This window comes from Bradyrhizobium hereditatis (assembly GCF_020329435.1).
Classification (GTDB): domain Bacteria; phylum Pseudomonadota; class Alphaproteobacteria; order Rhizobiales; family Xanthobacteraceae; genus Bradyrhizobium; species Bradyrhizobium hereditatis.
This window is the reverse complement of the sequence record NZ_JAGKJK010000003.1, coordinates 114532-133579: the sequence shown is the minus strand read 5'-3', so window position 1 is coordinate 133579 and position 19048 is coordinate 114532. Positions and strand designations below refer to the sequence as shown.

Annotated in this window: 18 protein-coding genes and 1 pseudogene; 18 read left to right on the top strand and 1 reads right to left on the bottom strand. The window is 60.8% G+C overall.

What is annotated here, in order from left to right; translation table 11 throughout:
• Positions 1–334 precede the first annotated feature (334 nt).
• From J6524_RS08715 to rlxS, 6 genes are all read left to right on the top strand, one after another.
• Positions 335–652, top strand: coding sequence for a DUF736 domain-containing protein (locus tag J6524_RS08715; RefSeq protein ID WP_028349841.1), 318 nt, complete (start codon positions 335–337; stop codon positions 650–652).
• Positions 653–909: 257 nt separating this feature from the next.
• The gene (locus J6524_RS08710; RefSeq protein WP_225669975.1) at positions 910–1059 is read left to right on the top strand and encodes a hypothetical protein; all 150 of its coding nucleotides are present in this window, start codon (positions 910–912) and stop codon (positions 1057–1059) included.
• 737 nt (positions 1060–1796) lie between these two features.
• Complete coding sequence (locus J6524_RS08705; protein WP_249789360.1) at positions 1797–2516, top strand: DNA -binding domain-containing protein; 720 nt, start codon at positions 1797–1799, stop codon at positions 2514–2516.
• A 153-nt stretch (positions 2517–2669) separates the two neighbouring features.
• Positions 2670–2888 (top strand): helix-turn-helix domain-containing protein, encoded by a 219-nt coding sequence (locus tag J6524_RS08700; protein WP_065745343.1) that lies wholly within the window; start codon positions 2670–2672, stop codon positions 2886–2888.
• Complete coding sequence (locus J6524_RS08695) at positions 2878–3417, top strand: S26 family signal peptidase (RefSeq protein ID WP_225669973.1); 540 nt, start codon at positions 2878–2880, stop codon at positions 3415–3417. The genes J6524_RS08700 and J6524_RS08695 overlap by 11 nt, the downstream gene beginning before the upstream one ends.
• A gap of 316 nt (positions 3418–3733) precedes the next feature.
• On the top strand, positions 3734–5701 hold the full coding sequence (gene rlxS, locus J6524_RS08690; RefSeq protein WP_225669972.1) for a relaxase/mobilization nuclease RlxS: 1968 nt from the start codon (positions 3734–3736) through the stop codon (positions 5699–5701).
• Positions 5702–5778: 77 nt separating this feature from the next.
• On the opposite strand, the gene J6524_RS08685 is transcribed toward rlxS, so the two are convergent.
• Positions 5779–6141: a hypothetical protein gene (locus J6524_RS08685; RefSeq protein ID WP_225670253.1), complete on the bottom strand. Its 363-nt coding sequence runs from the start codon at positions 6139–6141 to the stop codon at positions 5779–5781.
• On the opposite strand from J6524_RS08685, the pseudogene J6524_RS08680 reads away from it, so the two are divergent.
• From J6524_RS08680 to J6524_RS08625, 12 genes and pseudogenes are all read left to right on the top strand, one after another.
• Positions 6037–6803 (top strand): annotated as a pseudogene (locus J6524_RS08680) (GSU2403 family nucleotidyltransferase fold protein). The gene J6524_RS08685 and the pseudogene J6524_RS08680 sit on opposite strands and share 105 nt — an antisense overlap.
• A gap of 501 nt (positions 6804–7304) precedes the next feature.
• Entirely contained in the window at positions 7305–9326 is a 2022-nt protein-coding gene (locus tag J6524_RS08675) for a conjugal transfer protein TraG (RefSeq protein ID WP_225669971.1), read from the top strand.
• 48 nt (positions 9327–9374) lie between these two features.
• On the top strand, positions 9375–9890 hold the full coding sequence (locus tag J6524_RS08670; RefSeq protein ID WP_225669970.1) for a CopG family transcriptional regulator: 516 nt from the start codon (positions 9375–9377) through the stop codon (positions 9888–9890).
• Positions 9883–10866, top strand: a complete 984-nt coding sequence (gene trbB, locus J6524_RS08665) for a P-type conjugative transfer ATPase TrbB (RefSeq protein WP_225669969.1) — start codon at positions 9883–9885, stop codon at positions 10864–10866. Before J6524_RS08670 ends, trbB begins: the two co-directional genes overlap by 8 nt.
• 113 nt (positions 10867–10979) lie before the next feature.
• Entirely contained in the window at positions 10980–11249 is a 270-nt protein-coding gene (locus tag J6524_RS08660; protein WP_225669968.1) for a TrbC/VirB2 family type IV secretion system protein, read from the top strand.
• Positions 11249–11506: a VirB3 family type IV secretion system protein gene (locus J6524_RS08655; RefSeq protein WP_225669967.1), complete on the top strand. Its 258-nt coding sequence runs from the start codon at positions 11249–11251 to the stop codon at positions 11504–11506. The genes J6524_RS08660 and J6524_RS08655 overlap by 1 nt, the downstream gene beginning before the upstream one ends.
• Positions 11500–14088 carry a conjugal transfer protein TrbE gene (trbE, locus tag J6524_RS08650; RefSeq protein ID WP_225669966.1) on the top strand — a complete coding sequence of 863 codons (2589 nt, stop codon included), beginning with the start codon at positions 11500–11502 and terminating at the stop codon, positions 14086–14088. The genes J6524_RS08655 and trbE overlap by 7 nt, the downstream gene beginning before the upstream one ends.
• A 28-nt stretch (positions 14089–14116) precedes the next feature.
• Positions 14117–14869: a P-type conjugative transfer protein TrbJ gene (gene trbJ, locus J6524_RS08645; protein WP_225669965.1), complete on the top strand. Its 753-nt coding sequence runs from the start codon at positions 14117–14119 to the stop codon at positions 14867–14869.
• 11 nt (positions 14870–14880) lie between these two features.
• Positions 14881–16044, top strand: a complete 1164-nt coding sequence (trbL, locus tag J6524_RS08640; protein ID WP_225669964.1) for a P-type conjugative transfer protein TrbL — start codon at positions 14881–14883, stop codon at positions 16042–16044.
• A 3-nt stretch (positions 16045–16047) separates the two neighbouring features.
• Positions 16048–16752, top strand: a complete 705-nt coding sequence (gene trbF / locus J6524_RS08635) for a conjugal transfer protein TrbF (RefSeq protein ID WP_225669963.1) — start codon at positions 16048–16050, stop codon at positions 16750–16752.
• Positions 16749–17774: a P-type conjugative transfer protein TrbG gene (gene trbG / locus J6524_RS08630; RefSeq protein WP_225669962.1), complete on the top strand. Its 1026-nt coding sequence runs from the start codon at positions 16749–16751 to the stop codon at positions 17772–17774. Before trbF ends, trbG begins: the two co-directional genes overlap by 4 nt.
• A complete protein-coding gene (locus J6524_RS08625) occupies positions 17771–19048 on the top strand; it encodes a TraB/TrbI/VirB10 family type IV secretion system protein (RefSeq protein WP_225669961.1) in 1278 nt (425 codons plus the stop codon). The genes trbG and J6524_RS08625 overlap by 4 nt, the downstream gene beginning before the upstream one ends.

Sequence of the window (19048 nt, the reverse complement as noted above, 5' to 3'; positions counted from 1 at the left end):
TTTCTTCGCCTGAACCTCTCGACCTCTTGTACAGGACGGCCGACGTCCCGCCCCGTCTTCTTAAGGCTGTTCAGCGCACGGACGCACCTTGCCTCTTGATGGCTTGATCTGGCCGAAGACCGGCTCCGCCTCGATCGTCTGAGCCGCAACGCCGCCGTTCAGACTTTCTTCCCCTGGGCTGACGCCCATTCCTCGCGAGCCAAGAAAGTCTTCCGGCTAGCGTCCTCCGCCACGCTCCGGCCCGCGAGCGGGTGCGTCGCCGATCGTCATTCGGCCTCCCGATCACCATCGAGGCCGCGGTGGTCGCGGGCTCGAAAACTCAAGGAGAAGTGACATGGCTAACATCGGTTCCTTTAAGAAGGTCGGCAACGATTTTCAGGGTGAGATCGTCACGCTTAGCGTGCAAGCGAAGGGCGTCCGCATCGTCGCCGAGCCCAACCGCACCAACGAGAACGCGCCCAGCCACCGCGTCTATGTCGGCCGGGCCGAGATCGGGGCAGCCTGGTCGAAGCGGTCAGAGGAGGGCCGCGACTACCTTTCGCTCAAGCTCGATGATCCTTCGTTCAACGCGCCGATCTACGCGAACCTGTTCGAGGATGAAGACGAAGGTCATACCCTGCTCTGGTCGCGGCCGCGGAAGAACGGCGACTGAGGTTCTCGCCACCGAGCCCCGCCCGACCCACTCGGGCGGGGCCTTTTAGCCGTGCGACGGAAGCCGTTAATCTTTTGTTTACCTGAACTTAGGCCAACCGATTCGGCGCGGGGCCTCAATTCGTGCCCGCGAGCTTGCCTCAGCCGAGTCGGTGAAGAGTCAACCTTACGGGCAACAAATATACTGCATCGCGATCGACGCGACTCACCCTATTTCTCGGCCACTACAAACGTGTTCACCGCTTCACGGAGCTGACGATGGCGAGTCCGTTCATGGTGTTTCCCGATCCACCAGCGGTGACGCTTAAGCGCACTTGCCTGGCGCAAATGATTATCAGCCTTGCCGCGCTCACATCGACCGGCGTCCTGCTATCGAATGTCGTGACGGTGATGAATGGAATGCATTAGAGGCGTCGGCCAACTCAGAGCAGAGCTGCCAGAAAGGCTGTAAGAATCCTAGGGCCGGACTGCACAGCGCCCAAGGCGCCATGCGGTCCGGCCCAACCATTGATCGATCCATTCAGACCAAAGCGAGGTCGACTATTGCAAACGTTGCCGCAGCAGACATCTTGCTAGGAACGAGCAGAAGGTCGTTGAAGACTTACTTCTTCATCTTCTTCTTTTTGGCCTTTTTCACGGTGGTCTTCTTCGCCTTCTTCGCTTTCTTGGCCATATGCCCCTCCGTTAAATCTCAAAATGAGATCGCTTACTGCGCAGACCGGAATCGACCCGCACACGAGAAAGCGTACCACAGAATATGCAAGATTGACATTGAGACGTCTTGTTCGTGAGGCTACCGCGTTCGAGTGTCTGCCGTGGGGTCAGCACGGGGGCGAGAGAAGGGTTCTCGCAACCACGCCCGATTCGCATTACGTGATCCGGTGTTGGGCGATCCACAAAGACACTAGCAGAAACTTGCGCGGGCATGATCTCGACTCTGGCGGACTGATGCAATCGGCGCCCGAAAGTACCCGCTGGGCCGTTCTGTTGCCCCATTTGGCCGAAACGATCAGCGCTCCGATGTGCTTTCTAGCTTGGGGCAGGCCCTGAACCATCCCGTCATGTCTTCGCACCGCCGTTCGCGCGATGGCGTCGCTCGCCTTGATCCGACGGGCTATGACGCATGCGATTGGGCGTGGGAGTTCTTGCGCCGGAACAAAGACTATATCGCCGAGTGGCGAGGCTCCGTTCCTCGACGTCTGCCGTACATCAGACTTCGCGATGGGACGTGGCTGTTGCGGCTGCGGCGCCGCTTTCCTCGCGCCGAACGATGGGGACTTTATGCCTTTGCCGACCCCGCGCTATGCGCCCGGCAGGCGCCGGTGTTCTGGCACGTCGATGCCCTGAAGCGGGTGATCCGCCTCAACGCCCAAATGCGAAATGGCAACGAAAACACGCCGCCGTCCACGCTTGCGGACTTCAAGTTCAATCGAACGGCGGTCATCGGTGTCGACAAAGTCCCGTTGGTGTTGGTGAAGGGAGCGGGCGTACATGTCCCCCTCGAAATCCGCGGTCTTCCTGCCCTAACTGCGCCATTTGCGCCGGTCTTCGAGCTCCATGGCCTCGGCGACCTCTCCGCGCAATTCGAGCTTCTGAAGCGCTTGAAGCGTTTCACCGAGCCTGGCCAGAGGACAATACAAACGCCGCCATTCGCAAGCGACGAACGTATGCATCACGCCCTGATCGCGCTCGATGAGAGCCTGGAGGGCAAGACCTACCGCCAGATCGCAATCACGATCTTCGGGGAGAAAAAAGTTGCGGAGGAATGGTACGGGCATAGTCAGTTCTTGAAGGATCGCACGCGACGGCTTGTTGCCAAGGGAACCGAATTGATGAAGGGCGGCTATCGCGATCTCCTGAGCTAGCCGCTTCTTGTCGCGGCTGCTTGACGAGACTTGCTTTCGCAGGATGGCGAAACAGACCCTGCCGCATTCGCCACTCCCAATCAGGTTGCTAATGTGACGACGCTTCTTCTCACGCCTCGTGCTTGACGAGGTAGGTGAGAAGGAGCCTCGGAAATGACTAACAGTGACGACAAAGGGTCCGATAAGCCGTTTCTCAACACGGTGGAGGCTGCCGCCTGGCTGCGCCTCACCAAGAATACCCTTGAAAAAATGCGAGTGAACGGCAGAGGGCCCGCCTACCGCAAGCACGGACGCTATGTCCGCTACCACATCGAAGACCTCATCGAATATTCGCAAGCCAATAAGCGGAGGTCAACCTCCGATGCTGATTGATCGCGCAAGCCGCTGGCGCCAACTGGCCGTGCTCTCGGCCATGTGCGCCAGCATCATCGCAGTGCTGATTTCCTTCGCGAGCGGTATGCCGCTTTTGATCTACAATGCCTCGGGCAGCGCGCCACTCGGCTTCTACTATCTGGAGCAACGTCTGCCCGCGCACGGTGAACTGGCGCTGTTCAGACCGCCGCCGGCTATTGAGCTCCTTATCATCGCGCATGGCGTTTTGCCGGGCCCGGTACCCCTTTTGAAGCAGGTGGCTGCGGCGGGCGGCGATGAAGTGTGCCGCGCCAAAGCACCGGTCGAATCGGTTTTGGTCAATGGAAGGGTCATTGTAGAGGTGCTTCAGAACGATCGACGGGGACGGCCCCTGCCAACCTGGGAAGGCTGCTTGCGGCTTAGTGAAGGAGAATTTTTCCTGCTGCAGCCGCACCCTCATTCGTTCGACTCGCGATACTTCGGCCCGGTGCTGCGCTGCGACATCCTGGGCGTGGCGCATCCGCTCTGGACCTGGAATCCAGATATTTGAATTTCCATGACAGCGATGTGCGTGTCAGAAAAGGGCGCGCACCTTTCCCTGGTATGCCGCTGAGCCTTCGTTCGGGCAGATCGCGAATCTGCGGTGAAGCAAGCTCTTCCATTGAGATCAACGGGTGAACCAGCGAAGCGGGAGGGCAAGATAAAAGCACTCGCGCCTCGATGGGCCTAACCCGTTGTCTGCACATCCAAGATTTGGCGACACCGCAGCGCGCGATGTCGCCAGATCAGGCCTAACGTTATTCATCTTGGCGACCAGTCATCGGCTTCACATATCCGCTGTCCACGCCAGTGCGGACTTGAGGGCCATGCAGGAATTCGACGACGAGTTCGACGTGAAGCTCGGGCGAATCGGCAACAAGAAGGCCAGGAGGGCAAACAGCTATCTGCGGCGTGTCCGCCAGGAAGTCGCAAAGGCGGGCATCGCGTCGCGGCGCACTTCGCCCTTCACGGGTGAGCGCATTGGTCGCGGACACGCCCAAGGTGCGGCGCTGGCCGGACGGGGACGGAGCAAGGGTGGACGTCGCGTTGTGATCAAGGCGCGCGTCGTGCGCATCAAGGCAGGTGACGCCGGCGCCGTCCGTGCGCATCTGCGCTACGTGCAACGTGACGGCGTCACGCGTGAGGGCGAGCCAGGCGAGCTTTACGACGCCGCCAGCGACCAGGCGGACGGCAAGGCGTTCGCCGAACGAAGCGAGGGCGATCGCCACCAGTTCCGCTTCATCGTCGCCCCGGAGGATAGCGCAGAGCTAACAGACCTGAAGCCCTTCATCCGCGACCTGATGCGGCAGATGGAGCAGGATCTCGGTACCAGGCTCGATTGGGTTGCTGCGGATCATTTCAACACGGGTCATCCGCACACCCATGTCGTGCTGCGCGGCAAGGAAGAAGGTGGAAACGACCTCGTCATAGCCCGTGACTATATCGCCCATGGCTTGCGGGCGCGGGCGGCAGACCTCGTCACTCGGGAGCTGGGCCCTGAGACGGAGATCGAGACCGCCCGCAAGCTCCAGCAGGAGGTCGCGGCCGAGCGTTTGACGCGCCTTGATAGGGCAATCCTTCGTGACAGTTGGGAGGGGACTTTTCAGCTCAGCGTGCAGCCCACAAAGGATCCAGTCTGGCATTCTGCGCGGATGGGGCGGCTCCGAACACTGGAGCGGATGGGGCTGGCGGAGGAGGTGAGTCACGGCCATTGGCGGATCGATGCCGAACTGGAAACGAAGCTCCGGCGGATGGGTGAGCGAGTCGACATCATCAAGACCATGCATCGCGAGCTTGCAGCGGGTGGGGTTGCTCGGTCCGCCAGTAGCTATGCGATCTTCGATCCGGAGCGGAGTGGCCAACGCCTGGTCGGACGGGTCGTAGGGGAAGGGTTTTCGGATGAACTGCGGGAGCGCCGGTATGTGGTGATTGATGGACTAGATGGGCGGACGCACTATGCCGAGATCGGCGCTCTCGGTCCGAACGAAGAGCTATTGGTCCGAAACACTATCGTCGAACTCAGATCGCAAACTGCAGAACCACGTGCGATCGACCGAACCATCGCAAAGATCGCCGCCGCCCATCATGGTATCTATAGCGCCCCCCTTCATCGTGAGTTCGATCCGCAGGCCTCAAGTGAATATGTCAGATCCCACGTTCGGCGTCTGGAGGCGATGCGGCGAGAAGGGATGGTAAGCCGTCTGGCCGATGGGAGCTGGAATGTCGACAAGGACTATCTCGGTCGGGCGCTTCGATACGAGGTGCTCCGGCGCTCGCGCAATCCTGTACGAGTCGCCGTGCTCTCATGGCAAAGGCTCGAGGATCTGCCGGAGGCGCTGGGTGCGACCTGGCTCGATCGCAAGCTCACTGGAATGGAGCCTGATGGGCTCGCGTCAATCGGCTTCGGCGCGGAAGTCGAGACAGCGCTGCGGATAAGACGGCAATGGCTAATCGGACAGGGGCTCGCACGAGAGGAAGAGGGGCAAGTGCGCTATGCGCGAAATATGCTGCGCACGCTTAAGACGCGCGAACTGGCGCGGACAGCTGCGGATATCTCTGCTCGCACGGGGCTTGAACATCTCGACGTCAAGACCGGCGACAGCCTCACGGGCGTCTGCCGGCGGATGCTGACGCTGAACAGTGGTCGCTTCGCCTTGATCGAGCGGTCCCACGAATTCGTGCTAGTGCCTTGGCGGCCGGTGCTGGAGCGGGCGCGCGGGCAATTGGTCACAGGTCAGGTCGGCGGGGAGGGCATATCTTGGTCGGTCGGCTTGAAGCGCAGCTTCGGGCGCTAGAGGTTGTTTGGTTTGTGGGGGACCGGTCTGTTAATACCTAATTATATCGTAAGATACTGAAATTTATGGTAGTTATACTATATTTGCGATTTTAGTATAGCGCGCCCTTGCCAAAGCGCGACGCCGCCGGCCAGGACCGCCGTTACGTCGGTCCGGTGGACGATCCCGAAATCACTAAGAGGGTCGAGGCGTTCAAGAATCTGAAGGCCGATATGAGAGGACGTCGCCGTCTTGTCTCCACCTTGACGCGCGAGGCCTATCTGCCGCGTCCTCTCCAGATGACTGGTCAAGTCGTGGAGCAACTGGCGAAGGCCGGCTTCTTTCGCTTGCGGGGCGTGCTCGTCGGCACCGTTGCCTATCAGTGCTACTCCGCCGTGCTCGGTACACGCCTCGACGCGGTCGCCATGCAGACCGGCGATGCCGACTTTGCGCAATTCCACGAAATCTCGGTGGCCGTTGGCGACTCCATGCCGCCCATCCTGGAGGTGCTTCGACGGGTTGATCCAACCTTCCGCGAGGTCCGAGCCAAAGCGACGGACGGGTTTCCACCCAGTTCGTCTCAAGGGACAACTTCAAGGTGGAATTCCTCACGCCAAACCAGTGGTCCGACGATCAGGCAGGGAAGCCAGACCCAATGCCAGCGTTGGGCGGGGCGGCGGCGTTCCCACTACGCTTCCTCGACTTCCTGATCTACCAGCCAATTCGTGCGGTCCTCTTGCATGGTGCAGGCGTGCCGGTCCTCATGCCATCACCGGAACGATACGCCATCCACAAACTCATCATCGGATCGCGCCGGAAGGAGGATCGTGACCCAACTGCAAAGAGCTCGAAAGACCGGCTTCAGGCCAGATCCATCATCGAGGCAATGATCGCGAACCGGCAGCACGCAGATTTCGCTTCCGCCTTTACGGAAGCATGGGATCGTGGCGATCATTGGCGGGCTGCGATCCGTCAGAGTATTGCGACTTATGACGACGACTTCCAAGCGTCCTTGCAAACCGAACTTTCAAGGGGTCTGATCGAGCTCGGTTCGAACCCCCTGGACTACGAGCTCGCAGAAGAGCCTCCCAAAGAGCGAACCTCCAAGTCCGGTCTCAAATAGCCGAAGAGTTCTGGCCGCGAGTTCGCGGGCATGTATCAACGCGACATGCTGTCGGTTCATTCATGCGTGATATCATATGATCGGCAGCAGCAGCGGCCACTGGAACAGTTGGCTTGATCGTGGCAGGTCGTGAAGCTGCGCACAACCAGTCATGTCCGCCGGTTCACTCGGCGCCGCGATCAATCTCAACTCCGTGCGGCTACCAACTCGCTCTGATCCAGCTCCAACCGATAGCTCCAGTGGCGTCAGATGCGGTAATGCGCCTGCAGTCTTGCTGCAATCAGGTCGCGGGAAGGCTGATCAAACTTGAGTAAACAGTTCACCTTTTATTGAGGTGTCGGATCACCTGCGCCGAAACTTGACGCTGTTCTTTCTCGCCGGATCCCGCGCGATCGACATTGCTCTTTCTTCCTAGGCCGAATTTTTATTTCGATTGAACGCAGGACGCGTTCGCCCTTTTCATCGTGTCGTTCACTTGGTGTGGTGAATGGGACGAGCCGAATGTTTCCAGCGAAGATCTATGTTGGTCAGATCACCGTCGTGTTCGGCATCGTCGTCGCGTCAACTTGGGGCGCGACCCAATGGGCCGCAGCGGCTCTCGGGTTTCAGGAGCGGCTGGGTGCCCCGTGGTTCTCGATTGCCAACTATCCCGTCTATCTGCCCTGGCGATTGTTCGAATGGTGGTTCGCGTACGAGGCTTATGCGCCCGAGATCTTCGAGAAGGGCGGCACCATAGCTGCGGCCGGCGGCGTCACAGGCGCGCTGTTTGCGGTCATCAACTCGGTCTGGCGCGCGCGCCAAAATCTCCTCGTCACGACCTACGGATCCGCGCGCTGGGCAAGCTCCAAGGAGATCAAGGCTGCCGGGCTGTTCGCGGCCAAGGGCGTATTTCTTGGTCGTCTCGCGAATAACTATCTGCGGCACGACGGGCCGGAGCACGTGATGTGCTTTGCGCCGACGCGCTCAGGAAAGGGCGTCGGGCTGGTACTGCCGACGCTATTGTCCTGGACGTCGTCCGCGGTAGTGCACGACATCAAGGGGGAGAACTGGGAGCTTACGGCTGGTTGGCGCTCAACTTTCTCGCATTGTCTGTTATTCAATCCGACTGATCCCAGAAGCGCGCGCTACAATCCGTTGCTCGAGGTTCGCAAAGGCGCGGCCGAGGTGCGCGACGTCCAGAACATCGCCGATATCCTTGTCGACCCTGAAGGCGCACTCGAGCGCCGCACCCATTGGGAGAAGACCAGCCATTCGCTGCTGGTCGGCGTCATCCTCCATGTACTCTATGCCGAAGAGCGGAAGACGCTTACTCGGGTCACCGAGATCTTGGCGGATCCCGCGCAGTCCTTTGAGAAAACCCTCAGGATCATGCTGGCCACGAACCACCTTGGGACGGCGGCCGAGCCCAAAGTTCACCCCGTGGTCGCCGCGACTGCGCGGGAGCTGCTGAATAAGTCGGAGAACGAGCGCTCAGGCGTGCTCTCGACGGCTGTAAGCTTTTTGGGGCTTTACCGCGATCCCATCGTCAGCCGAAACACCGAAAGTTGCGACTGGCGAATTGCTGACCTGGTCAGTGCCAACAAGCCGGTCACGCTCTTTCTCGTTGTGCCTCCATCGGACATTAGTCGGACCAAGCCATTGATCCGGTTGATCCTCAATCAGATCGGCCGCCGGCTGACCGAAACGCTGAACACGGGCAAGCGCAAGCAGCGCGAACTCCTGATGATGCTGGATGAGTTTCCAGCGCTCGGCCGGCTCGACTTCTTCGAAAGCGCGCTCGCCTTCATGGCGGGCTACGGCATCCGGGCCTATTTGATCGCACAGTCGCTCAATCAGATCGCAAAAGCCTACGGCGAGAACAACGCGATCCTGGACAATTGCCATGTCCGAATCGCCTTTGCCGCAAATGACGAGCGGACAGCAAAGCGCATTTCGGATGCCCTAGGCACCGCGACCGAATTGCGGGCGCAACGCAACTACGCCGGCCATCGGCTTGCCCCCTGGCTCGGCCACGTCATGGTTAGCCGCCAGGAGACCGCCCGGCCGCTCCTTACTCCTGGCGAGGTGATGCAATTGCCGGCCGATCAGGCGATTGTTCTCGTCTCGGGACTTGCACCGGTGCGAGCCTCAAAGCTCCGGCATTATGAAGATGCAAACTTTGTGAGCCGTTTGCGTCAGCCGCCGCGACTTGGCAGTGGAGACTATCCTAACCGTCCAGCGGCACGCCCTGATGATTGGCACGGCCAGGTTCGTAACATCGACCTTCGCCTCGCAACAACCCCATACGGAGAGCTCATACCGGCGGGTGGCGAGGAGGGCGGTCTCAAGCAGCAACCGTCGCTGTTTGAGGAAGCTACGCACCAACCGCGCGTAGCGCGCCTCATTGAGGAGCGATTGCTCGACGATGACTCTGATGCCGCCGCCGATCGCAGCCAGATGCAGCGAGCCGCAGACGCGTCCTGCACCATCCGCCAGGCCCATGCCGTCACCCGCGACGATGACGATCTCCTCCCTGCATTCTGAAGAGCGCTCCTCATGAAACCAAAACTGTCAGCCTATGTCTCCGATAGCGTGGCTCAACGGCTCGAGCTTGCCGCCAGCCGCCCGGGCACGAACAAGTCAGCCATCGTGGATGCCGCGCTCGATCGGTTCCTCAATCCCGAGCGAGACGCGAGCGGTGATGCGCCGCTGGTCAGAAGGCTGGACCGGATAAGCCGGCAGCTCGAGCGAACCGACCGCGATCTCTCCGTGATGGCGGAAACCATCGCGCTCTTCATCCGCTACTACCTGACCATCACGCCCCCGCTGCCTTCGGGAGATCAGGACGCGGCGCGCGCACTTGGTCGCGAGCGGTTCGAAATGTTCGTCGCCCAAGTTGGCAAGCGGGTCGCTTCCGGTGGCAGGCTCGTTGCGGACGTGATGGAGCGGGTCAGCACCTCAAATCCCGACCTCTTCATGCGGCACATCGAGGAGGGCGCCCCATTGGGCGCTTCCCGGGCGGCCGCATCCAAATCCCGATCGCAGGATGCGACGGGCCAGCAGCCGGAGCCGTCTCCGGCAGGACGGGAGGAGATCGGCAATGTCTGATCTCCTCTCGCCCGAAACGCGCGAACGCCGCCGCGGCATGCTGCGAACCGCAATGGGACCGGCGATCGCACTCGCTTTGGAGGAAGGTGATGTCCTCGAGGTGATGGTCAATCCGGACGGCAGGCTATGGCTCGATCGGCACGGAACGGGCCGGTCGGACACCGGTGTGGTTTTGACGGCTCAGGAAACAGAGCGGATCATTCGTCTGGTCGCCAGCCATGTCAGAGCGGAGGCGAGCGGGTCATCGCCGATCGTTTCAGCGGAGCTTCCTGAGACAGGCGAGCGCTTCGAAGGCGTCCTTCCGCCGGTCTCGCTTGCTCCGTGCTTTGCCATCCGCAAACCAGCAACGACCACGTTCCGCTTGGCCGACTACGTCAAGTCGCAGATTGCCTCGCCGGTGATGGCGAAGGTGCTGACGGCCGCGGTCACGGAAGGGCGCAGCATCTTGATCGCTGGCGGAACCGGCTCGGGCAAGACCACCTTGGCCAATGCGCTCCTTGCGGAAATTGCAAGCTTTGAGGAGAGGGTAGTCATCATTGAAGACACCCGCGAGCTGCGTTGCGATGCGAAGGACGCGGTGACGCTCAGAACCAAGCCCGGCGTGGCGAGCCTTGCCGATCTCGTGCGTTCGACGCTCCGTTTGCGCCCTGACCGGATTATCGTTGGTGAGGTCAGAGGGGCCGAAGCCCTCGATATGCTGAAAGCGTGGAATACTGGCCACCCCGGCGGAATAGCCACCGTCCACGCAAACTCGGCCCGCGCCGCGCTCTACCGGACCGAGCAATTGATCCAGGAAGCGGTCACTACGGTGCCTCGCCGTCTGATCGCCGAGGCGATTGACCTGATCGTCTTCATCAAGGGGCGGGGCCCTGCACGCCGTATCGAGGCGATCGCCGAGCTCAAGGGCCTCGATCCGTCCGGCGACTACCTGCTTGAAACGCCCCCCGGGCTTCCAAACCTCGCTCATCGTCCCTGATCAACGGAGGCTGCAAGATGCTTGTTCGAGTGCGTTTATGCGTGCGTTCACATGGTCGCTGGTGCGTGCCACCGGGCCTTCCCCTGACCGAACTCGGTGGGGCGGCGGCTTGCATGCTCTTTACGATTTCGGCGGCAAATGCGGCCGGTTCGGGCATGCCGTGGGAAGCTCCTCTCCAGCGTGTCCTCGAGTCCGTGCAAGGGCCCGTCGCCAAAATCGTCGCCGTCATCATCATCACCGTGACCGGCATATCGCTCGCCTTCGGTGACACCTCGGGTGGCTTCCGGCGGATGGTCCAGGTGGTGTTCGGCCTCTCGATCTCCTTCGCCGCCAGTTCGTTCTTTCTTTCATTCTTTTCGTTTGGTGGCGGAGCACTGTTCTGATGCGCGTAGAAGGATTCGAACTCGTGCTCCATCGCTCGTTGGCCGAGCCTATTTTGATGGGCGGCGCGCCGCGCGCGGCCGCGATCTTGATCGGCACGCTATCGGCTGTGTTGGCGCTCGGCTTGCGGCTTTGGCTCGCGGGCCTTGTGCTCTGGATCGCCGGGCACAGCATAGCGGTCTGGCTCGCCAAGCGTGACCCAGCCTTTGTCGAAGTCGCCATCCGTCACACCAAACACAAAGGCTGGCTTGTATGCTGAATTTGAGAGAATTCCGCAGCCACGCGCATCGCCTCGCGGATTGGCTGCCATGGGCGTGCCTTATCGCTCCGGGCGTGGTCCTGAACAAGGATGGCAGCTTCCAGCGCACGGTGCGTTACCGGGGATTGGATGTCGACAGTGCAACCGAGGCCGAACTGATGAGCGTGGCCGCGCGCGTCAACAACGTTCTGAAACGTTTTGGTTCGGGGTGGGCTCTCTTCTTCGATGCAACGCGCGTCCCAGCTTCCGAGTATCCACGCTCGGATTTCCCGGATTCGGTGTCCTGGCTCGTCGACGAGGAACGGCGTGCTGCCTTTGAAGGGGCCGCAGATACCGCCTGGGAGGATCCTGCGCGTCCCCGCGGGCAGCACTTTGAGAGCGTGCTGCATCTCACCTTGATGTACCTGCCGCCCGCGGAAAGGGTCTCCCGTTTGGAGGGCCTCTTTCTCGAACGCCAAGTGGGAAGCGATGGCATGGCGACCAAGGGAAGGCGCGTTCGTCGCAGTCAATCCGGCACCCGCGATGGTCAAGAGGACGGTTCCGCCGATCGCGCCGGCCGCGATAACGATGTCGCTGACAAGCAACGGCCTGAAAAAAGCGCGGAAGCGTATCGGGACCACCTCCAGCGATTCATCCAGGAAACCGACCGGGCAATCGATCTGCTTTCATCGGCGCTTCCGGAAATCTGGCCTCTCAACGATGCGGAGACGCTGACCTACCTTCACGGCTGCATCTCGACCAAACGTCATCCGGTTAAGGTTCCGGAGATTCCGGCCTATCTCGACTGTTTCCTGGGCGATGAGCCGCTGACCGGCGGATTGTCGCCGGCGATCGGACGAAACCACCTTCGCGTGCTGACAATCCTTGGCTTTCCGCACGTCACCTTTCCGGGCCTCCTTGATGAACTGAACAGGCTTGGCGTTGCCTACCGCTGGGCGACAAGGTTCATTCCGCTCGATCGCACCCAGGCGAACGCGACGCTCTCCCGTTACCGTCGGCAATGGTTTGCCAAGCGAAAGTCCCTTGGAGCAATCCTAAAGGAGGTCATGTTCAACGAGCAGGCGGCACTGCTCGACACCGATGCCAGCAACAAGGCTCTTGATGCCGATGCGGCGCTGTCCGAACTTGGCGACGATCTGGTTGCCTTTGGCTATGTCACGACGACCATCACCGTGAGTGACGCAGACTCACGGCAAGCGGATGAGAAGCTCCGCGCCGTCGAACGGGTGATCAATAGCCGGGGTTTCACGGCGATCCGCGAGAGCATCAATGCGGTCGAGGCCTGGCTCGGGGGTCTACCGGGACAAGCCTACGCCAATATCCGTCAGCCCATCGTTCACACGCTGAACCTCGCCCACATGTGTCCATTGTCGGCGGTGTGGGCCGGACCCGAGCGGTGCGATCACCTCGATGGGCCGCCGCTTTTGATTGCCAAGACCAAGGGCGCGACCCCGTTCCGGTTATCGCTCCATGCTGGCGACGTCGGGCATACCATCATTGTCGGCCCGACCGGCGCGGGAAAATCCGTGCTGCTCTCGATGCTCGCCCTTCAATTCCGCCGCTATCCGAAGGCCCAATTGATCACGTTCGACAAGGGGCGGTCCGCCCGTGCCGCTACGCTTGCGCTGTCAGGCGCCTGGTATGAGCTAGGCGCCACAGGCGGCATCGCCTTTCAACCGCTGAAGAACGTTTCGGAGGAGGGCGCAAGGATTTGGGCGCTCGACTGGCTGTGCGGCGTGCTCGCGCATGAGCGTGTGACGGTAACGCCTGAGGTCAAGGAGACGCTGTGGTCGGCACTTAAGAGCCTCGGCTCTGCGCCCGTTTCGCAGCGGACCATGACCGGACTCGTTGCGCTGCTTGCCCGCGACGCATTGCGACAGGCGCTGCAACCCTACACGCTCGAAGGACCCTACGGCCGGTTCCTGGATGCGGACGCCGACCGTCTTTCCAGTGCAGACGTGCTCACTTTCGAAATGGAAGAACTTATGGCGTTGCCAGGCCTGGTCGCGCCCGTCCTCACTTATCTCTTCCATACCCTTGAAGATCGCTTTGACGGCCGGCCGACTTTGCTGGTGCTTGATGAGGCCTGGGTCTTTCTGGATGACCCGCTCTTCGCAAGCCGCATCCGCGAATGGCTCAAGACGCTGCGCAAGAAGAACGTAGCCGTCATTTTCGCCACTCAGTCACTTGCCGACATCGCCGGCAGCCAGATTGCGCCTGCGATCATCGAATCCTGTCCAAGCAGGATATTCCTGCCGAACCCACGCGCACTGGAGCCGACCCAGACCGAGACCTATCGCCGGTTCGGATTGAACGACACGCAGATCCGCCTAGTCGCAGATGCCTTTCCCAAGCGGGACTACTATCTGCAATCCCGCGCCGGCAACCGCCTGTTCGAGCTGGGTCTGGGACCGGTGGCGCTCGCGCTTGTCGCGGCATCTTCGCCTGAGGATCAACGGGCCATAGACGCGGTTTTGGCTCGCACCGGCCCCCATCACTTTGCCGAGCGCTATCTCGTCGAACGAGACCTGCACTGGGCCGCGAACCTGATCAGCACCTTCGAAAAGGCTCGCAAGGCCTGAGCCCAATCCCAATCCCACGGAGCTGCCCATGCTGAAAATCATCTTCGCACCCATCCCATGCCGGACGCTAAAAGCGGCCGTAGTCATTGCCCTGTCTCTCATCATTGCGGCGAATGGCTCCAGACGGCTTGAGGCGCAACTCGTCGTGTTCGATCCGTCGAACTATAGCCAGAATCTCCTGACTGCTGCTCGATCACTTGAGCAGATCAACAATCAGGTCAGGAGTCTGCAAAACCAGGCGCAATCGCTGCTCAATCAGTCCCGGAATCTCGCGCGACTTCCGACAAGCGCGGTCGGCCAGCTCTCGTCGACGATCAGTCAGACCAACGGTCTCATCGCTCAGGCAAAGGGCATCTCGTTTGACATTCAGACGTCCCAGCAGGAATTTGGACGGTTCTATCCTCGCCAGTACGCAGCAGCTATCTCGTCAGACAAGATGGTGCAGGACGCGACAAAGCGTTGGGACAATAGCCACGAGGGACTGAAGCAGTCGCTCGCAATTCAATCGGCTATCGTCAGTGCTCTGGACCAGGATGGCCAGACGCTTCGAACGCTGATGGCGAATTCGTCCGGCGCGATCGGCTCGCTACAGGCCCAACAAGCCGGCAATGAATTGCTCGCCTTGCAAATTAAGCAGGCGCTGCAGACGCAGGCGCTTCTCGCAACACAGGCGCGCGCGGACACGCTGCGAACGGCCGAACAGCAGGCGTCAGCCGCCGCTGCCAAGGAACGCTTCATCCGCTTCATCGGTGATGGCCGAGCCTACAACGTCGGAAAGTAGGTGAGGGCGCCATGGCTGATCTTTCCGTCATTGACCGCTTCACCGTGACTTTCTCGCGCTACATCGATTCTGGCTTTGGGCTTCTGTCCGGCGATGTTTCGTTCTTGAGTTCAACCTTGATCGCCATCGACCTGACGTTGGCAGGACTTGCCTGGGGCCTACGCGCCGACGACCATATCCTGGTCACGCTCGCCAAAAAGGTGCTCTATATCGGCGCGTTCGCCTTCATTATTGGCAACTTCAAGAGCCTTGCCGAAATTGTCTTCGCATCCTTTTCCAGCATCGGCCTGAGGGCCTCCGGCGGCACGCTGAGCGCGGCGGACCTGACGCGGCCGGGCTTTGTCGCTTCGGCCGGGTTTACGGCCGCCCATCCTCTTCTGGAGGAGACCAGCCAGTTCTCCGGCCTCGAGGTTCTGACCAACCTGCCTACGATCCTGATCCTCTTATTCTGCTGGATCGTGATCGTGCTCGCGTTCTTCGTGCTCTCAGTGCAGCTCTTTGTCACACTAATCGAGTTCAAGCTAACCACGCTTGCAAGCTTCATTCTGGTGCCGTTCGCCTTGTGGGGCAAAACGGCGTTTCTGGCGGAGAAGACGCTCGGCAATGTGGTTGCGTCCGGCGTGAAAGTAATGGTGCTTGCGATCATCATCGGCATCGGCTCGACTATTTTCAATCAGCTCGCAGGCACGTTGACGCGGCCGGTCGATATTGTGTCGGCGATGAGCCTGTTGCTTGCGGCCCTTTCCCTGTTTGGCCTTGGCATCTTCGGTCCGGGCATAGCTGCGGGGTTGGTCTCAGGTGCGCCCCAGCTTGGAGCAGGGGCTGCCGCCGGAACGGTCGCGGGCGCGGCGGCCGTCGCAATCGGGGGCGGCGCGGCGGCAGTAGGTGGTCTGCGCCTTGCGGCAGGCGGTTCAATGGCTGCCGTCCGCTCTGCGGCATCGCTAACGGGGGCGTCTTCGGCTGGGGGCGCTTCGCTCAGAACGGTCGCAGCGGATCAGCTCTCGAACGCGAGCAGTGGCAGCACAAAGAGTGGACCAGCTGTCTCGCGGGAAGGCCGTGCGCCGACATCGCCAGGACTGGGGCACGCGAGGAAGGCAGCCCAGGTTGCAGCGCATACTCTGAAAGAGGGTGACAAAGGCGGGCATTCTTCAGGTCCGAAGCTGGGAGAGGAATAAGAAATGGCATCTCATCCGTTCCAACGTGTGTCCGTTCGATACGGCGAGACGCCGGAGCCTGTCACACCTTATCAGAAGGCAGCACAGGTCTGGGACGAACGGCTAGGTTCCGCCCGCGTGCAGGCGAGCAATTGGCGATTGGCGGCGCTGGCGGCTATCGGCCTGTCCGGCGTGCTCGGATTGACGATCTTTACCCAGATCGCCCGCTCCGGTGTCGTGCCTTACGTGGTTGAAGTCGATCGGCTCGGCGAAGTCCGCGCGGTCGGGCCGGCGCTGGAAGCCTACCAGCCAACCGATGCGCAAATCGCGCATTTTCTCGCGCGATTCATCGAGAACGTCCGCTCTCTGTCGATAGATCCGGTGATCGTTCGAGCGAACTGGCTGCGCGCCTACGACTTCCTTACTGATCGTGGCGCTCAGGCTTTGAACGACTACGCACGCGAAGCCGATCCGTTCACAAAGATCGGGTCCAAGACGGTGACCGCGGAAGTCACGTCCGTTGTGCGGGCATCCGGCGACAGCTTTGAGATTCGCTGGAAGGAGAACGCTTACGAGAACGGCTCGATCGCAAAGACCGAGCGCTACACCGGTCTCGTTACCACGGTTCTAAAATCGCCCACGGATGCCGAAACGCTCCGTAAGAACCCCCTCGGTATCTACGTGCATTCCCTCAACTGGTCACGCGACCTCATTGGAGACGCCAAATGAATTCCGCTTTCCTCACCAAGCTTGCGTCGGCCAGCGTCCTTTCCTTGTCAATTGTGCTCTGCGGATGTGCCACCAAGCTCAATCTTGAAGCGCCCTATGATGAGATGACCTTTGAGAAGGCGCTTCCAGAGGCCGATCCGCCAAAGCCTGTACAAGTGGTCGAAACGCCAAAAGTCCTGCCATTGCCTGGTCAATTGAAGCCTTATCCGAGAAAGAGAGCCAAAGAGGAACAACTGCCGCCGGAGCAGGCGATCGAGAAGGCGAACAAGGCCGCGACGATGGAGCCGACGCGCGCCGGATACATCAACGCAATTCAGGTTTACCCCTGGACGGAGGGCGCGCTCTACCGGCTCTATGCGAGCCCTGAAAAGGTCTCGACCATCGCGCTGCAACCGGGCGAGGAACTGATCGATGTCTCCACGGGCGATACGGTCCGTTGGGTGGTCGGCGATACTTCCAGTGGACAGGGGAGCGCCCGGCGGGTTCACATCCTGATCAAGCCTACACTCCCGGACATTCAGACCAACCTTGTGGTTTTGACCGACCGGCGGGCGTATCATCTCGAATTACTCTCGACCAAACCGACCTATATGGCGTCCATCTCGTGGACGTATCCGACGGACACTCTCGTTGCCCTCCACAAGCAGAACGCAGCCGCCAAACAAAGCGAGGAGCGGGTGGCAGATCGTGGGGTCCGGCTCGACAGCCTGAAGTTCCGCTATCGCATTGAAGGAGACGATCCGCCATGGCGCCCGCTGCGCGCCTTCGACGACGGTCGCAAAGTTTATATCCAGATGCCATCCGGCCTGTCGCAAGGCGAGGCACCGCCGTTGTTTGTCGCCGGAACGGATGGCCGGCCAAATCTCGTAAACTACAGGGTCCGCGGTTCCTACTACATCGTCGACCGGATGTTTGGTGCCGCCGAACTACGCCTCGGTGAGGATCCGCAGCGTATCGTCCGGATCATCCGTATCGATGCCCGGCCGGTGTCGCAGGCCTTCAGCACCGGGAGCGCCTCATGACGACAGGATTGGACCAGGATCCGGAGCAGCTGGAATTGCGGGCTCGGCCGCGGCCCATTCGGCGGCTCAACAGGCGTGCTCTCATAATCGGCTGCGCGATCGCCGCGCTGTTTGTTGGCTGTGCGACCCTCATTGCGCTGCGACCGCGCGCGTTCAAGCAGGCGGAGCGGGCAGAGCTTTACAATACCGACCGGAAGCAGACTGCCGAGGGGTTAAGCAAGCTGCCGAAGTCTTATGAGGATCTGCCGCCATCCGTGCCGCGGCTTGGACCTCCGTCGCCGGGCGATATCGGCCGGGCCTTTGCGGAGAACGAGAAGAAGGCCGGCGTTGCACCGGACGCGGGTTTCCGGACCAACCCGGAGGAAGATGCTGAACGCGCCGAACGGATCCGGCAAGCGAGAATTGCCCAGCAGGCGAAGGAGTCGGGATTGTTCGTCCGCTTGTCGGAAAAGCCGGAGAAGCGCAAGCAGGCAAGCGCGACCGAAGTGACGGGTGCTTCTCCATCCCCATTCCGGCCGCCGGCGCCCGATACGGGACCATCCGCTGCAGAGCTGGCAAGGACAGCACAGGCAATGATCGACAGGTCCGACGAGATCATTCCTTCGTCACAAGCACGCAAGCTTGCCTTTGCAAGCGCCAAGGCCGACACGGAAACCACCAACCCCCACGCGCTCAAGCCGGCGCCATCCACCTATGCCGTAATGGCAGGGACGATCATCCCGGCTAGTCTCGTGACGGGGCTGAATTCAGACTTACCTGGAGCTACCATCGGCCAGGTCACCGAGAACGTCTTTGACACGGTGACGGGTGAACATCTGTTGATCCCGCAGGGAACGAGGCTCGTGGGCAAGTACGATAGCGTCGTTGCCTTCGGCCAGAAGCGGGCCCTGGTCGTATGGACACGGCTCATCCTGCCGAACGGAAACTCGATCGTGATCGAAAACCTTCCGGCTACCGACGTTGCCGGTTACACCGGCCTTGAGGATGAGGTTGATTTCCACACTTGGCAGATGCTGAAGGGCGTGGCTCTGGCGACTCTGATTGGAGTCGGGACGCAATTATCGATTGACAATGATGAGAGCGATCTCGTCAAGGCGCTGCGGCAGAGCACGCAGCAAACGACTAATCGGGCAGGGCAGCGCCTGGTAGAGCGACAGCTCGATGTGCAGCCGACGATCACGGTGCGGCCCGGATGGCCGCTGCGAGTGATTGTTTCGAAGGATTTGTTGCTAAAGCCGTATCAGGACACTCAAACTGTGGCGAAGGATAGGTGA

Excerpts from the sequence above, each read along its gene's own strand:
- trbL (WP_225669964.1), top strand. The coding sequence starts at position 14,881 with ATGGCTGATCTTTCCGTCATTGACCGCTTCACCGTGACTTTCTCGCGC.
- trbE (WP_225669966.1), top strand. The coding sequence starts at position 11,500 with ATGCTGAATTTGAGAGAATTCCGCAGCCACGCGCATCGCCTCGCGGAT.
- J6524_RS08625 (WP_225669961.1), top strand. The coding sequence starts at position 17,771 with ATGACGACAGGATTGGACCAGGATCCGGAGCAGCTGGAATTGCGGGCT.
- J6524_RS08655 (WP_225669967.1), top strand. The coding sequence starts at position 11,249 with ATGCGCGTAGAAGGATTCGAACTCGTGCTCCATCGCTCGTTGGCCGAG.
- J6524_RS08715 (WP_028349841.1), top strand. The coding sequence starts at position 335 with ATGGCTAACATCGGTTCCTTTAAGAAGGTCGGCAACGATTTTCAGGGT.
- J6524_RS08695 (WP_225669973.1), top strand. The coding sequence starts at position 2,878 with ATGCTGATTGATCGCGCAAGCCGCTGGCGCCAACTGGCCGTGCTCTCG.
- J6524_RS08675 (WP_225669971.1), top strand. The coding sequence starts at position 7,305 with ATGTTTCCAGCGAAGATCTATGTTGGTCAGATCACCGTCGTGTTCGGC.
- trbF (WP_225669963.1), top strand. The coding sequence starts at position 16,048 with ATGGCATCTCATCCGTTCCAACGTGTGTCCGTTCGATACGGCGAGACG.
- J6524_RS08710 (WP_225669975.1), top strand. The coding sequence starts at position 910 with ATGGCGAGTCCGTTCATGGTGTTTCCCGATCCACCAGCGGTGACGCTT.
- J6524_RS08700 (WP_065745343.1), top strand. The coding sequence starts at position 2,670 with ATGACTAACAGTGACGACAAAGGGTCCGATAAGCCGTTTCTCAACACG.
- J6524_RS08660 (WP_225669968.1), top strand. The coding sequence starts at position 10,980 with ATGCTCTTTACGATTTCGGCGGCAAATGCGGCCGGTTCGGGCATGCCG.
- trbJ (WP_225669965.1), top strand. The coding sequence starts at position 14,117 with ATGCTGAAAATCATCTTCGCACCCATCCCATGCCGGACGCTAAAAGCG.
- trbG (WP_225669962.1), top strand. The coding sequence starts at position 16,749 with ATGAATTCCGCTTTCCTCACCAAGCTTGCGTCGGCCAGCGTCCTTTCC.
- trbB (WP_225669969.1), top strand. The coding sequence starts at position 9,883 with ATGTCTGATCTCCTCTCGCCCGAAACGCGCGAACGCCGCCGCGGCATG.
- rlxS (WP_225669972.1), top strand. The coding sequence starts at position 3,734 with ATGCAGGAATTCGACGACGAGTTCGACGTGAAGCTCGGGCGAATCGGC.